Genomic DNA, 15,094 nt, shown 5'->3' on the forward strand with positions numbered 1-15,094 from the left:
TGAAACAGACGAAGGAACACCTCAATTAGTTCACTAAAATATGGAAAATTTGGTTCATTTCCCAAGACAAGTTCTTTTAAACGTTTACCACAATCAAAAGAGCTAAGCGAACAATCCGCTTAGCTCCTTTTTCATTCTATGGCTGCCTCTACCAAGGCCTCTTCCCGCCGCCAAGCTTCGTCAAAATGCCTTCGTTGGCCGCGTCATAAGCTTGAAAGATTTTGGCCGCAATCGGGGATGCCCCATAGCGCCCGTATCCGCCTTCCGGCACGACGACCGCAACGGCGAGCTTCGGATTCTCAACCGGCGCAAAAGCAATGAACACAGCGTTGTCGATGGTACCGCCGGAGACCGCTTGCGTCGACGTCCCTGTCTTCCGAGCCACATTATACGGCAGCTCCTCAATGCCTTCCGCACCACTCTTCATCCCATGGATGATGGTGTTCCAGTCATTTTTGGCGAACAAAGCGCTCGAATCCTCCAGCACTTCAGGCTCTACTTTTTTGACCAGTTCGCCTTCAAAGCTTCGGATCTCATCTACGAACAACGGCTTCATTCGTTTGCCTCGACTGCCTAACGTAGCAGCGAACTGCGCGAGCTGCAGTGTTGTCGTTTTTTCGTTCTGACCCCACGAAGCGTAAACCATCGCAGACTGATAACTATCTTTCTTGGCGTTCTTGCTAAAGTCATTGGAACCTGCATTTTCGCCGGGCAGTCCGCTTCCTGTTTTGACGCCCAATCCGAATTTCGCCAAGTATTCCGCCCATTTATCGGTTACCGCGGGATTCTCGCCACCGTATTTCGAATAAAACGGAATGCCGACTTTGGCTGACATGTACGTATTGGATGAGTGTTCGATAGCGCTGGAAGCATCCAAGTTTCCGTATGCCGCTCTCCCTGAGTTAGAAATCGAGCTTGAAGAATTGGCCTTACCGAAAGTGAACGTACCCGAATCATAATAGTATTGATTGGAAGGTGTAATCAATTTCTCCGTTAGACCAATCAGTACAGACAAAGGTTTGATCGTGGATCCCATGAAAACAATGGACGAAGGATGCTTTGGACGCTCCTTATCCGTGTATTTCGGATACGCAGTAGTAATCGATCCATTGGCGATATAAGATCCTATCTCATCTAAAGTCGCTTGCGAAATACCGCCCGTCCAATCATTCGAATTGTAATCAGGGTAGTTCGCCATAGTCACAATCCGCCCTGTGTCCACTTCCATAGCAACCGCATAACCAGCCTGTGCATTCGCCCCATACTTAATAAATGAATCATTCCGTGCATAAGGAGTATGCAAAAAAGCGATCTGATCGGCAATCGCCTTTTCAGCTGTTTTCTGAATATCTTTATTGATGGACAGATACAAATTGTTGCCCTTGGTCGGCTTCGTAACGGTCGCGCGGCCTATAATTTTCATCGCGGCATTAACGGGATAAATTTTGTAGCCGTTTTTCCCGCGAAGCTCGTCTTGGTACATGCGCTCGATGCCATCGAAGCCTACGTTTTCTGTATCGAGATATTCCTTGCTATTCTCATTGTCCTTGTACATATCTTTCGCTTTTTCAGTGGAATACGATTTCAAGTACCCGATTAATTGCGGAGCAATCGTCGTTGTGCCGTCGTCGTCCATTTCATAAGTTCGGATGCTTTCCTCCGTGACTTCCAGCCACTTGAATTCATCCCGGTGCTCTAGCAAATAAGCGATTTCCTTATTGGACAAATCGGTCTTAATTTTCCGCGGAACCCAGTAATAACTTGGATCCTTCACTTTGTTTTTATTGATATCATAACCAAGATCCATGGCAAGCACGATATCCGCAGGCTCCAGCTTCTTGGCGTCCGGTTTGCCGAATTTATCAAACACATCCGTTTTCAACTTAGTAGCCATGCGAATAACTTCATCTTTATCCTGCTGGGACGGCTCGATCCGGAAAAACAAGGACTGCACGGGGATGGTATAAGCAAGAGGAGATTTCGTTGAGTCGTAAATGTTGCCGCGGATAGGAGCAATCTTATTGGTCTGATTCGTATTGGTATTCTCAGCCGCCTTCAGATCCTTGGCTTGCACGAATTGTAAAATGGCCAAACGCACGATGAGTACGGAAAATAATAAGAACGTAATAAAGAAAAATATATTAATCCTAAACGAAAAATGCCGCTTCTTCGTGATTTCTTTTTTCTTGGGATCATCCATTATGGATGGCTTCATCACACTCAGATCCTTTCTTACACAATTGCTTGTTGTTCATCAAAAAGCTCAAGAAGGGATCTGATTCCCCTCCCGGTATGGTAGTCGTAACGGATGATGCGAACCGCATCAATACCGACCTGGGCCGGCGCCCAAACGTCATTTGTTTCATGATCACCGATATATAGCACGTCTTTCGCTGCTACTCCCGCCTTCTCTAAGGCCAGCAGAAAAATTGCCGGATCCGGCTTCTCAAGGCCCACCTCTGTCGACACGAGCACAGGATCAAAATAATGCAAAATTCCTTTATCCTCTAAAATAGCTTTCAACGTAGGCGCAAAATTGCTAATAATCCCAATCCGGTAGCCTCCTTCATGAAGCCGTTGCAGAAAAGGTTTAACGTCATCAAACAATTCATAGTACTCGGGAGCCGTATAAATGTCGTACAATTCATGGCAGCAGATGAAAATCTCTTCCTCTGTCCATTCCTCATGGATGCCTAGCTTATGTAGCACATATTTATATAGGTTGACCCAGAATTCACGATCTGACTCTGGAGAGCACACAATGAAATTATCCTGTTTATTTACATAATAAAATAGACGGAAAGCTTCCGTAAAAAGTTCACTGATATGATCTTCATCACGCTCAACGGACCGCAGTTGCAGGTACTGCTTCAAAATCGTTTGGGCTGCAGGAATTGTCAATAACGTATCCCCAGCATCTAAGTATATCATTGGGTATTCATGAATTGGTTTTGACATACAGACTCCTTCATCATCTCAAAATAACACCCCTTTAGTTTACCACATTTACTATGGGATGAGAAAAGCCACCGAATATCTCCTCAAATTCCCTTTTCAAGCTTATACAAATAGAAAAAGCCTCCCCTCGGATCTCCAAGAGAAGGCTTCCTGCATGTTAACTTGCAGAATAATTAAGCATCTTTAATATGTGTTTGGTCAAAGTTTGGCGGATTGAACCAATTCCCCCCACTGGCTACCCAAGTGGAATCGAGCGGGACCCAGCGATTGGACTCTTTCAGGTACACCTCATTCCAAGCATGAGGCCCATAACCGCCCTGCCCGTCATAGCCAAGGCCCGTTACAACTTTCACATCCAAGCCTACGGCTCTAGCCATTTGGGCATACAGTCTTGAGTAGTCGATACATACGCCTTCTTTGGTATTGAACGTATCCTCCGGCGTCTGTTCCTTCCAAATACGCTGTTCTTCATACAGCTTCACTTTATCCCAATCGTACTGGACCCTGCTGCCAACCCATTTGTACAACAGTTTCGCCTTCTCCTCGTCCGTCGTACCGCTGGCCGTCACTTCTTTGGCTGCATCTACGATATTGCCGGGAACCTTCGCATCCAGAACTTCATATTTCCGCTGTAAAATATTCGTGAATTCCTGCTCCACCGCACGAGTGAACACAGGCGCTTTGTCGGCGATGAAATCTCCCGTGAAGGGAGAAATCACTTCCTTCGCCCCTTTTTGATACATCTGAGAAGATTCAATGTAAGGCGCTATCAGGGAGTGCGGGAATAAAGTCACGTAAATGAACAGTACGGCAATAAGAATGAGCGCTCTCGCGAAACCGGCGACAGACCCGATGGCACCGCCTGATATAGAGGAGATTATCGAGCTGCTGCGCTCCCGGTAAGGATCGCGATGGGCCAGCCATGGACCGATCAAAGGATCAATCAACAAGTTCAAGAACTGCTTCACAATCAGATAGCCGAGCAGGAATAAAACGCCGAAACGCAGCAGCGGGAAATCACGTATGCTTGTTATAGCCGTATAATACGCTTGTTTAAGAGCGCTAATGTCGACAGAGGGTACTTGCAAATTTTGACCTTTTAGCCAGGTTTGAAGCAATGGCGAGACGAGCCCAACACCTTTCCACGCAATAAACATGGACACGATGACGACGAACGCCTCCACAAGCATGGAGAGCAGATGTTTTGCGGACCCTGAACCACCCCGGAAAAAGCCTTGAATGACAGAGCCTGCAAAAGTGAGCACAATCACAATGGATATGAAATTGATTGAACTGGCTTTGAGCCATGTGATATCCGTCATGACTGCTCACCCTCCTTACGAATAATCTTTTCTATTGGCCTGCATTTTTCTTCGCCTGATCGATAAAAGCATTTATCGCAGCATTGGCATTCATTTTGAATGTTTTGCCAAGAAAAGTGACCTGGACTTCATCCGTTCCAGCTTTGCCTTCCACCTTCAAGCTCTTCGTCGTAATAAGAAAAGAACCGTCAGGATTTGCTTTGAATTGCGCTTCTTTCGCTTCCGAAGTCAAGGTGCTGATCGCTTTATCTTTGACTTCATCGCCAACTTGGGCTACCACGCTTGCCCCAATATCCTTTATTTTATCCTTATAACTTGCTCCGTAAACGATGAGTGCGCCAACAACTGCAATGACGACAATCCATTTTACGACAGTTTTCACAATCCCAATGACAATAAATAAAACAATAATAGCGGCAACAATCAAATACCAACGATCCTGTGCAAATGAAATCCACTGATCCAAATGAACCCCTCCTATTTAATCCAAAAGTCCTTACCTATCATACTACAGGGAATCCTCAGTCTTCATCTCTTTTTTTCCTTAACTGCGCTAATTTCCGCTGAATTTCTTCCGTTTGATCGACTCTGCCTCGCGTTTTGCGAAAGGACTGCCGCAGGCGGAATACTAGAAAAACAGCAACACAAGCTAGTAAAACAATGACATAAGCATCCATAGCTTCCTCCCAACAGAAATGTGTCATTTGCATGGAAAGGTCATATCCATCGGACGAGCGGCGTACATCTTAAGAAGAGACAAGTCTAAATAATTAAGGTGGTGAGTACATGCGAACAGCCCTTTGGCTGTACTTATTTATGTTTGTTGCTTTTTTTGATTTGCACGCGCAGTATCCGATTCTTTCTCCTTTCGCCTTATCCTTGGGGGCGGCACCTTCCTTTATAGGGTTAATTATGGGCGTATACTCGATCACGCACTTACCGGGCAATCTTATGGCTGGCTATGGCGTGGACAAATACGGCAGCAAATATTTTATCGTCTTTAGCCTGATTGTAGCAGGGATCATCTTACTTTTTCAATCCAACGTCAAAGACCCGTGGCACCTGCTTTACATTCGGTCCATTAGCGGCTTCGTACTGGCCTTCTTGTCTCCCGCCTGCTTATCCCTGCTGGCGCGCATCGCCAAAGACCGCATCCAGCAGAGCAAACTGATGGCAGGGAACGGTCTTATCCATACCCTGGCATCGGTGGTTTCTCCAGCGGCAGGGGCCGTTCTCGTTGCCAAGATCGGCTTTACAACAGCTTTCTCCGTTCTTGGCTGGATCCTCATTGTAACGGGCATCCTCGCCATTTTTGGCGTAAAAGAAAAGCAGCTGTTAGGTCAATCCGCTGACAAACTTCAAACCTTAGACCATCACGGTCACGGCATGTTAAATGATGAATCCGATCTGCCAACGGGTCTGTCGATCCCTTGGTTATTTTTTCTTATTCCAATGGCGCTCTCTTGCTCGCAAGGCATTCTGTTTTTTGAACTGCCGCTTATGAAGTCTGCGCAAGAATCCATTCTCACTTCCGGCGTCTTTTTCACCTTAATCAGCTTGGGTGCCCTGCTAAGTATCTCGTTCTGGTTTCTAAATAAAGTTCCGCCTTTCATCCGCACGGTGTGCGGAAGCTTATCGCTGGCGGCAGTTTTCTTTGGATTAGCCATCCAGTGGTCGATCCCGCTGCCTGTTTCACTCTTCCTTATCGGAATGGCCAAAGGCGTCATCTATCCAGCCCTCGCTGCCCTGCTGGCCAGTATCACCAGCAGCAATCGTTATGGACGGGTCTTTTCCTTACTTTCGATCTCTTATTCCATTGGCGCTTTTATCGGTCCTATGGTTGCCGGTCAGCTTCGCGATCATATTTCTTCTTATTTCATTGCATTTTTCGTCCTTATGCTGGCGCTATCCCTTCTGCCCCTGCGTACGTTTAAAACGCCTGTTACGACATAACGCTGCATGTGTCTGGCGGCTTGAAAAGATCAAGCCGTCTTTGCGCTGTCAATCTCTGTCATTTCCCGGGAAATGGCCGCATATTATTTGCTCAATCGTCGAATGGAATCCTTGGATCGCACGTGAAAACGGGTTATACTACAAAAAAACCTGATGGAGGATATCCCATGTCGATCACGATCATTGTAGAAGGCAAAAACGACAAAAGCCGCTTAAAACGCGTTGTGGATGAGAGCGTTCAGATCCTTTGCACCTTCGGTACCCCCAGCTCGCAAACCTTGGAAGAATTAAGAAAGAAAGCCAGCGACAAACAAGTTTATTTATTTACGGATAATGACGCTTCCGGCAAAAAAATCCGTTTTCTCCTGCGGGATACGTTTCCGGATGCCGAGCAAATTTATACACGCAAAGGGTATGCCGGCGTCGAAGGAACGCCCGAAGAATACCTCATTCAGCAATTAGAAAAAGCAGGTCTGGAGGAGTATATCATATACCCTTTACCAGATCCTGCTTTTGAATAGTTCATACCATTAAATTATTTCTCTTTGGACAAGGTTACCACGTCTTTAACAATATGGTCCGCATCCAGTTCAGGATTGCTTGCATCATAATAATTGCGCAACTTCCCTTTTTTATCAACAAGTAAAATAGCATTAGAGTGAGAGAAGTTTCCGTCCTTCTCCTTAATCACCATGATTCCGAAGTCCTCAGCAAGCTTGTGGATCTTCGCTTCTTCGCCGCGGAGGAACATCCATCCGCTTGGGTCAGGCTTGGATTCGAACTTGCTGCCGAACTCTTTGAGCACCGCCGGCGTATCCCTGTTCGGATCCACCGTTATTGAAATAATTTCGGATTTCGTACCGAATAACTCTTTTTTCTTCAACTCATCCTGCACTTGTGTCAGTAAAAAAGTTGTCGGCATACAAACGTCAGGACAGAAAGAATAGAAGAAATACACGAGTCTCACCTTGCCATCCGTATCAGCGGAAGCGACTGTTTTCCCATCCAAGTCTTGCAGCTGAAAAGATGGCGACTGCTTCATCGCCGTTAAGCGTTGATCAGGCTCGCTGCTGTTCACCCAAAGCTTATAAGCAAAAGAAGCAATCATCGCAATCAAGATAGCGCCAAGCGCCAGCTTGAACCAATTTTTTTCGAAAAATGTACTCATTCTTAATCATCCGTCCTTCATTTAGCTAATCTTCACCGTATCAATGACCATGAGGATCGATAAAAGTGTTAGGTACATAATGGAGAAAAGAAACATGCGCTTTGCCCACACCACTTCAGCCTCACCTGTTGCTTTGAAACCCTTCACGCTCATGAACACCCAGATCAAGCCGAGAATCGTGGAGCCTATCAAAAAGAGGTAGCCTACATATCCATAAGCCGTTAACATAACGGTTACCGGCACAAGCAGTACCACATAACGAACCATCGAAATCTTGGTTACGTATGATCCTTTCACAACCGGTAAAAGCGGGAATCCTGCGGCGCGATATTCTTCCATACGGCGAATGCCCAGTGCCCAGAAATGCGGCGGCTGCCAGAGGAATAAGAAAAGGAATACCAAGATAGCTCCTAGATCGACCGTTCCGCTAACTGCGCAGTACCCGATGACCGGTGGCGTCGCACCGGAAAATGCGCCTACGAACGTGCTCCACACTGAGGTTCTCTTGAACCATGCCGTATAGAGCCATACATATAAGAACAATCCGATTAACCCGATCAAAGTGGCCAGCGGGGACTGCGCTCCAAAGTAGAGAACAGCCAATCCGATCGTTCCCAAAATAATGCCGTACCATAACACCACATTCGGTCCAAGTCTTCCGCTAGGCAGCGCTCTGTTCTGTGTCCGCTCCATCTTGGCATCCATTTCACGGTCCAAGTAATTATTCAGCACCGTACCGCCAGCCATTACAAGCGCTGTTCCGAGCATCGTAAAAAATAAATGCGCCCAGCTTACGTCCCAGCGTGCTGCCATCCAATAACCGGCAAAAGCCGTCATTAGGTTTGAATAAATAATGCCCGGTTTCACCAAGCGATAAAAATCTTTTAGCGTCACAGGCTCTGCAGATGATGACTTACTGGTTGCATCTATGGCTTCGTTCCCCAGGGAACCTTGTGGCGAACCGTTAGAAATGCTTTCGTAACTTGCTTGATTTTCCACGTCATTGCCCTCCTCTATATCGAACTTCCGTGCTAACTGATTTATGAACACATTTATCATACCAACCCCTACACCGTTTGACAATGAAGTGAGGGCAGTTGTCATGATATTGTCGATTCTCTTTCCAGTATGCGTGGAAAATAAACTTACCATTCTCTCCCAACAAAATATTAGCAATTCTCCTTAGCAAAAGAAGAGGCTGAACAGTGAATGGCATCGTACAAGCACTAAAGAGGGAACAACGATCCTCTATTCTGGTAAAAAGAGGAGCTCTGAACACTATAGGGGAACGCCGGTCCCACCACTCAATAAATGTGAACCCAAAAAGGAGCCCTGAGGGCTCCTTTAGCAACTATTTATTAACCATTAATGGGGTTAATGCTAGTAAGCTGCGGCGTAATTCATGCCAAGCTTTGGCTAGGACATGCTGCAATTTCCATGCATGCCGTCCCATCACCGTAATGATCATCCCGTGTTTATAAGTAAGGCTGGCTCCAATTCGTACATCTTCCATGCCAGCAAGCTTTTCCAGACACGCCAGCATGTCATTAAGATGCTGCTGCTCCAAACGATCTGAGAAGACGAACAGATTCCCCAAATGGGTTTCCTGCTCCCAGCTCCCCGGTGCTGAAAGCTGCATAGCATGGGGTTCAATCCTCTGGTTCTGATAATAAATCAGTTCCGTACCGTACCACACCTGCATGCGATTCGTATATCGCGAGTATTGGAAGACTTCCCCGCGCTGCGTACGTCCCGGACAGAGGACTTCCGAGTATATGCAAGCAGCCCCTGGTGCGAGATGTACCTCCGTTTCCGAAAATAAACGGGCATCCTTATACAACATCAGCGGCTCGGGGATATACTCCAGTAAAGCATCTCTTTCTACATGCAGCGACTGGCGCTGCGAACTGCCCTGATCCGCTAATGACGGATGAACCTTCGTAAACGATTGGTTCGTTAGAAAAACACGTGCGCCTTCTTCTAGGCGCACGTTGATTTCATAATGATCCCCTGACATCAGTCCGGGGGAGCAGTCCATCATATAGACGCCCAACTGATCTGCGGGCTGGGCACCTGTGAACGTTTCATTCTCATAGCGGAACGTCTTGGCGATTTTGAGCGGGGAGGCGTGATATTTGTGGACGAGCTGCGTGATGCCGCTGCGTATTGCAAATGCTGCCGTGATCTCCCCGGTCACCCTAGGCATGGCTGTACTCCTGCTCCACCCATGTCACAATATCGTCAAGCCCTGTGCCACCCATCAGGTTGGAGAAAATGTAGGGGCGGTCGCCGCGCATTTTCTTCGTATCCGAATCCATAACTTCCAGACTTGCGCCTACATACGGGGCCAAATCAATTTTGTTAATGATAAGCATATCCGATCGCATAATGCCTGGGCCGCCTTTGCGCGGAATTTTCTCTCCTTGCGCAACATCAATAATATAGATGAAGCGATCCACTAATTCCGGACTGAAAGCCGCAGCCAAATTATCTCCGCCGCTCTCGATAAAAATAATATCGAGATTGTCAAAACGCTGCTCCAGCTCTTCGATAGCTTCGAAATTCATGGAAGCATCTTCCCGAATCGCCGTATGCGGACATCCGCCTGTCTCCACCCCGATAATGCGTTCCTCCGGCAGCGCCTCAGAGCTTATCAGAATACGAGCATCTTCCTTCGTATAAATATCATTCGTAATTACCGCGATGCTGTAGCGATTGTTAAGCTTGCGGGCTAGACGCTCAACCAAGGCTGTTTTGCCGGAACCAACGGGTCCCCCGATACCAATGCGCATCGGGCGGGTCCGATCGACAGCCGGCTTCTCCCACTGATGATGATGATGACCTTGTCCTTGACACATAGCCATTCCTCCTAGAATAAATTTGAGGCACTTTGACAGGCCCGAGTATGAGTTAAGACATAAATAATCGCGAATATAGCGTTTCGTGCTGCATCATAGCCAGATCTGCCGCGGGTGAATTCGTGTAGGCGTCCATGGGATCTAACTGAGCGACGCGCTGCCACTGACTTCCGATTAACGGAATCACTTTGGAAAGCAGCATTTGGCCCTGAGTCTGCCCCATAGACATGAGTCTGAGCGCACTATTGATGCAGGTCATTACGCAGCTGTACAAATATCCCTCCACTGCTTGATAGAGCGGCACGCCAAGGTGATAGCTCACCCATCCGTGAACAATGGGATGATTGCAGCTGCACAGCCCGGCCTTCACCGCTTCATCTAAAGGCTTCCAGTTCAACTCAGGGTACATCGCCCGCGATATCTGCAGCAGCCTGCGCCCCATCTTTTGAACACCGCTTCTTGCTTCACTGGATACCCGCTGCACATGCAGCATGTGGTCGATTGTCCATAGCTGATTCCATTCCCCGCAGGGTATATGGATGTAGGCTGCTTTGATCACCATCGCATCGGACGAAGCCCAGCTGTGGAGGAGCATGGTGCCGATATAAGCTTCAAGCTCGCTTACGGTTTCCAACCGCCCTTGTTGAACGAGTGTTTCCAATCCAAAGGAATGAGAGAATCCTCCGATCGGCAAAGCCGAATCTAGAAGCTGCTGGTAGGCAAGCCAGTGAAACCCCGGAGCCATTTCCGCTTGACGTACAGCTGTTGCTGGTTTCATCCCATCCATGTTCATCACCTGCATTTTAAAATAAGAAATATAGCTGCGCCATCGGCAGCTTCGTCGCCGGTTCGCATGTAATGGCTTCCCCATCTACTTTGACTTCATAGGTTTCCGGGTTCACTTCTATAGAAGGTGTGCCATTGTTATGCACCATATCTTTTTTCGAAACCGTGCGGCAGCCTTTCACAGCTTCAATCCGCTTTTGTAACCCCAACTTCTCCGCAATGCCCTTGTCAAAAGCTGCCCCAGAAACGAACGTAATCGAGCTTTGTGTCAGAGCCTTGCCGAAAGCAGCAAACATAGGCCGGCCGAACACCGGCTGCGGCGTTGGAATGGAAGCATTCGGATCTCCCATTTGCGCATAGGCAATGCTGCCGCCCTTGAGCACCAAATCCGGTTTGACCCCAAAAAACATCGGGCTCCAAACCACCAAATCCGCGAACTTCCCCGGTTCGATAGAACCAACCAGATGCGAAACACCATGCGTAATCGCTGGGTTAATCGTGTACTTGGCAATGTAACGCTTGATGCGGAAATTATCGCTGTCCTCCGTATCCGGATCGAGCGGTCCCCGCTGTTTCTTCATCTTATCCGCCGTTTGCCAGGTGCGAATGATGACCTCGCCCACACGACCCATAGCCTGGGAGTCGGAGCTCAGCATACTGAACACCCCAAGATCGTGCAGAATATCCTCTGCAGCAATCGTCTCCGGGCGTATCCTCGAGTCGGCAAATGCCACATCCTCAGGAATCCGGCTGTCCAAATGATGGCAAACCATGAGCATATCCAAATGCTCTTCAATGGTATTGATCGTGTACGGCCGCGTCGGATTGGTCGAAGACGGCAGGATATTCAACTCGGCAGCTGCCCGAATGATATCCGGCGCATGTCCTCCGCCCGCTCCTTCTGTATGATACGTGTGGATAGTGCGGCCTTTGATGGCTGCCAGGGTATCCTCCAGAAATCCCGCTTCATTTAATGTATCCGTATGAATGGCTACCTGAACGTCGTATTGATCGGCCGCTTCCAGACATGTATCGATAGCCGCCGGGGTTGTTCCCCAATCTTCATGCAGCTTCAAGCCGATTGCACCCGCTTCAATTTGTTCAATTAATGGCGGCAAGAAAGAGGAGTTCCCCTTCCCGGTAAAGCCTAAGTTCATCGGAAACGCTTCAGCGGCTTCCAGCATCCGCTGCAAGTGCCAAGCGCCAGGCGTACACGTTGTCGCATTCGTGCCTGTTGCCGGTCCTGTACCGCCGCCGATCATCGTCGTCACACCGGATGACAGCGCTGTTTCGATTTGCTGAGGGCATATATAATGAATGTGGGAATCGATTCCCCCTGCGGTCACAATTTTACCTTCACCAGCGATAACCTCCGTGCTTGCCCCGACAATCAGGTTCGGATGTACGCCATCCATAATATCTGGATTGCCTGCTTTCCCAATCCCGACGATATGTCCATCCTTGATGCCGATATCGCCTTTCACGATGCCCCAATGATCAATAACGACAGCATTCGTGATCAGTGTGTCCAGTACACCTTGATCTCGGGTGGCGCCGCTGGACTGCCCCATCCCGTCTCGTATCACTTTTCCTCCGCCAAACTTGCATTCGTCCCCATAGACGGTGTAATCATGCTCAATTTGGGCCCATAGCTCCGTATCCGCCAAACGAATGGCATCGCCTGTCGTAGGTCCGAACATCAGAGCGTAGCTCTTACGATCTATTTGACTCACCGGGTTTCCCCTCCCATGCCTGCCATCTTTCTCGCGTCTCATTCGACATTCGATCTTTCACCGCGGGCCCTTTGCTCAAGTTGTTGAGCCCATAGGATCGTTTGGCCCCGCCCAGCTCGACCAGTTGAATCGGCTTTTGCTCACCTGGCTCGAACCGGACAGCCGTCCCTGCAGGAATATCCAATCGCATGCCATAAGCAAGCTCTCTCGAAAATGCCAAGGCGCGGTTCACTTCAAAAAAGTGGAAATGGGACCCTACTTGCACAGGACGATCACCTGTATTCGTGACAATGATCTGGGTCGTTTGTCTTCCTATATTCATTTCGATAAAGCCTTTGCTAATTCGATATTCCCCCGGAACCATCTTCTCGCCCCTTCCGACTCTTCTTGACAATGATTAAGTAATTGGTTCGTGAACGGTCACCAGCTTCGTGCCATCAGGGAACGTAGCTTCTACCTGCACCTCATGAATCATTTGAGGGACACCTTCCATGACCTGCTCTGCTTTCAAAATGGTCGTGCCGAAGGTCATCAACTCAGCAACCGTCATACCATCCCTGGCCCCTTCCATAATCTCAGATGTGATCAGTGCGATGCTCTCGGGATAATTCAGCTTTACGCCTCTGTTCAATCTTCGTCGCGCTAAGTCTGCAGCTACTGTAATGAGGAGCTTTTCTTTCTCACGCTCAGTTAAATGCACATCATCACCTCTTCAAAAACCGAATAATGGTAATCCTTTACACTCATTATATTCGGGTATTTCAGGATTGTAAATCTTTAATGTTATATATTATTACATGATAAACGAAAAAATCGCTGTAAATTTTGCTCTTTTGCACAATTCGCACAAAGTTTCGGCAACTTTTTGTGCATGAATAACAAAATAAAAACAATGTATGTCATATACATTGACATCACCCTTTTGCCCACTTTATCATAAGCGTTGTAATCCAAATCTTGTAAGTAAGGGAGTGGGACGGAAAATGAGAGAGATAAGAAGCAAAGGGAAACTCACAGTCGCTTTAAGTATGGCAATGATGTTGGTCATGGCTGGCTGTGCAAAGTCGGAGCCTACTGCATCCACTGCAACAACTACACCTATGGCAACTAAGGCGGCAGAAGCAAAAGCGGAGACGAAGGATGAGACCGTACCTGTTGGTATTCTTCACTCTCTGACGGGCACGATGTCCATCAGCGAAGTATCTGTAAGAGATGCGGAGCTAATGGCGATTGATGAAATTAATGCAGCTGGGGGACTCTTAGGCAAGAAACTGAAGCCCGTCATTGAAGACGGCGCGTCCGATTGGCCTACTTTCGCAGAGAAAACTAAGAAGTTACTGCAAAAGGATAGTGTTGTTACGATTTTCGGTTGCTGGACATCCGCCAGCCGCAAAGCCGTACTTCCGGTCGTCGAGCAGAACAAAGGACTACTTTGGTATCCGGTTCAATATGAAGGCGTTGAATCTTCTCCTAACATCTTCTATGTAGGTGCAACAACGAATCAACAAATTATCCCCGCAGTAACCTGGCTCCTTCAAAACAAAGGAAAGAAATTCTACCTCTTAGGTTCAGACTACGTTTTCCCAAGAACAGCCAACAAAATTATTAAAGAGCAGCTGAAAGCCGAAGGCGGCACACTTGTCGCAGAGGAATACACGCCGCTCGGACACACCGATTACAATACAATCATTAGCAAAATCAAAAAAGAGAACCCGGATGTCGTTTTCAATACGCTGAACGGTGATAGTAACGTAGCTTTCTTCAAGCAATTGAAAGACGCTGGCATTACAGCCAAAGATTTAACGACGATGTCCGTCAGCATCGCCGAAGAAGAGGTTCGCGGTATCGGAGCTTCTGTCCTCGATGGACACTACACCGCTTGGAACTACTACCAAACAACGGATACACCAGAGAACAAAAAATTCGTTGAAGCTTACAAGGCGAAATACGGGAAAGACCGTGTTACCGACGATCCGATCGAAGCCGGTTACACAGCTGTCTACCTATGGGCTGAAGCCGTCAAAAAAGCAGGTTCTTTTGATGTAGAGAAAGTAAAAGCCGCAGCCAAAGGCATCGAATGGAATTCACCGGAGGGCAAAGTCACGATTGACGGCGAGAACCAGCATATTTCCAAAACAGCACGCATCGGCCAAATTGGCGCTGACGGTCAAATCAAGGAAATATGGAATTCCGGTCAAGCGCTTAAACCGGATCCGTTCCTCAAAACGTACCCATGGGGCGCCGAAGTAACGAAGAAATAAAAATACTACCGATAGGCTCGTTCTTGAAGCCAGGTCTGCCTAACGGCAGTCCTGG

At 47.7% G+C, this 15,094-nt stretch carries 16 protein-coding genes; 3 read left to right on the top strand and 13 right to left on the bottom strand.

Annotation, left to right across the window (positions count from 1 at the left end; all coding sequences use genetic code 11):
- Nucleotides 1-148: 148 nt before the first annotated feature.
- The 5 genes from J2Z65_RS08540 to J2Z65_RS08560 all read right to left on the bottom strand — a co-directional run bounded on the left by J2Z65_RS08540 (nucleotide 149) and on the right by J2Z65_RS08560 (nucleotide 4,957).
- Nucleotides 149-2,215 carry a peptidoglycan D,D-transpeptidase FtsI family protein gene (locus J2Z65_RS08540; RefSeq protein WP_240159835.1) on the bottom strand — a complete coding sequence of 689 codons (2,067 nt, stop codon included), beginning with the start codon at nucleotides 2,213-2,215 and terminating at the stop codon, nucleotides 149-151.
- Nucleotides 2,216-2,232: 17 nt separating this feature from the next.
- Nucleotides 2,233-2,958 carry an HAD-IA family hydrolase gene (locus J2Z65_RS08545; RefSeq protein ID WP_167062281.1) on the bottom strand — a complete coding sequence of 242 codons (726 nt, stop codon included), beginning with the start codon at nucleotides 2,956-2,958 and terminating at the stop codon, nucleotides 2,233-2,235.
- Nucleotides 2,959-3,131: 173 nt separating this feature from the next.
- Nucleotides 3,132-4,280 carry a transglutaminase-like domain-containing protein gene (locus J2Z65_RS08550; protein WP_167062284.1) on the bottom strand — a complete coding sequence of 383 codons (1,149 nt, stop codon included), beginning with the start codon at nucleotides 4,278-4,280 and terminating at the stop codon, nucleotides 3,132-3,134.
- A gap of 31 nt (nucleotides 4,281-4,311) precedes the next feature.
- Nucleotides 4,312-4,746, bottom strand: a complete 435-nt coding sequence (locus J2Z65_RS08555; protein WP_167062287.1) for a hypothetical protein — start codon at nucleotides 4,744-4,746, stop codon at nucleotides 4,312-4,314.
- A 55-nt stretch (nucleotides 4,747-4,801) separates the two neighbouring features.
- Entirely contained in the window at nucleotides 4,802-4,957 is a 156-nt protein-coding gene (locus tag J2Z65_RS08560; RefSeq protein ID WP_167062290.1) for a hypothetical protein, read from the bottom strand.
- 109 nt (nucleotides 4,958-5,066) lie between these two features.
- Between J2Z65_RS08560 and J2Z65_RS08565 the strand changes: the two genes are divergently transcribed.
- The gene (locus J2Z65_RS08565) at nucleotides 5,067-6,233 is read left to right on the top strand and encodes an MFS transporter (protein WP_167062293.1); all 1,167 of its coding nucleotides are present in this window, start codon (nucleotides 5,067-5,069) and stop codon (nucleotides 6,231-6,233) included.
- A gap of 167 nt (nucleotides 6,234-6,400) precedes the next feature.
- A complete protein-coding gene (locus tag J2Z65_RS08570; protein WP_167062296.1) occupies nucleotides 6,401-6,754 on the top strand; it encodes a toprim domain-containing protein in 354 nt (117 codons plus the stop codon).
- Nucleotides 6,755-6,768: 14 nt separating this feature from the next.
- Here J2Z65_RS08570 and J2Z65_RS08575 read toward each other — a convergent pair whose 3' ends face one another.
- The 8 genes from J2Z65_RS08575 to J2Z65_RS08610 form a co-directional block, all read right to left on the bottom strand.
- Nucleotides 6,769-7,401: an SCO family protein gene (locus tag J2Z65_RS08575; protein WP_167062299.1), complete on the bottom strand. Its 633-nt coding sequence runs from the start codon at nucleotides 7,399-7,401 to the stop codon at nucleotides 6,769-6,771.
- Between the two features lie 21 nt (nucleotides 7,402-7,422).
- Nucleotides 7,423-8,346: a heme o synthase gene (gene cyoE / locus J2Z65_RS08580; protein ID WP_240159875.1), complete on the bottom strand. Its 924-nt coding sequence runs from the start codon at nucleotides 8,344-8,346 to the stop codon at nucleotides 7,423-7,425.
- Nucleotides 8,347-8,752: 406 nt separating this feature from the next.
- The gene (locus tag J2Z65_RS08585; protein ID WP_167062305.1) at nucleotides 8,753-9,607 is read right to left on the bottom strand and encodes an urease accessory protein UreD; all 855 of its coding nucleotides are present in this window, start codon (nucleotides 9,605-9,607) and stop codon (nucleotides 8,753-8,755) included.
- Nucleotides 9,600-10,259, bottom strand: a complete 660-nt coding sequence (gene ureG / locus J2Z65_RS08590; RefSeq protein WP_167062308.1) for an urease accessory protein UreG — start codon at nucleotides 10,257-10,259, stop codon at nucleotides 9,600-9,602. Before ureG ends, J2Z65_RS08585 begins: the two co-directional genes overlap by 8 nt.
- Before the next feature lie 52 nt (nucleotides 10,260-10,311).
- Nucleotides 10,312-11,046, bottom strand: coding sequence for an urease accessory protein UreF (locus J2Z65_RS08595; protein WP_240159836.1), 735 nt, complete (start codon nucleotides 11,044-11,046; stop codon nucleotides 10,312-10,314).
- A 16-nt stretch (nucleotides 11,047-11,062) separates the two neighbouring features.
- A complete protein-coding gene (gene ureC, locus J2Z65_RS08600; protein ID WP_167062311.1) occupies nucleotides 11,063-12,778 on the bottom strand; it encodes an urease subunit alpha in 1,716 nt (571 codons plus the stop codon).
- Nucleotides 12,759-13,142: an urease subunit beta gene (gene ureB, locus J2Z65_RS08605; protein ID WP_167062315.1), complete on the bottom strand. Its 384-nt coding sequence runs from the start codon at nucleotides 13,140-13,142 to the stop codon at nucleotides 12,759-12,761. The genes ureC and ureB overlap by 20 nt, the downstream gene beginning before the upstream one ends.
- Before the next feature lie 33 nt (nucleotides 13,143-13,175).
- Complete coding sequence (locus J2Z65_RS08610) at nucleotides 13,176-13,478, bottom strand: urease subunit gamma (RefSeq protein ID WP_167062318.1); 303 nt, start codon at nucleotides 13,476-13,478, stop codon at nucleotides 13,176-13,178.
- A gap of 283 nt (nucleotides 13,479-13,761) precedes the next feature.
- Between J2Z65_RS08610 and urtA the strand changes: the two genes are divergently transcribed.
- On the top strand, nucleotides 13,762-15,039 hold the full coding sequence (urtA, locus tag J2Z65_RS08615; protein ID WP_193581002.1) for an urea ABC transporter substrate-binding protein: 1,278 nt from the start codon (nucleotides 13,762-13,764) through the stop codon (nucleotides 15,037-15,039).
- Nucleotides 15,040-15,094: the final 55 nt, after the last annotated feature.

Source organism: Paenibacillus aceris, from assembly GCF_017874035.1.
Taxonomy (GTDB): Bacteria; Bacillota; Bacilli; order Paenibacillales; family NBRC-103111; genus Paenibacillus_E; species Paenibacillus_E aceris.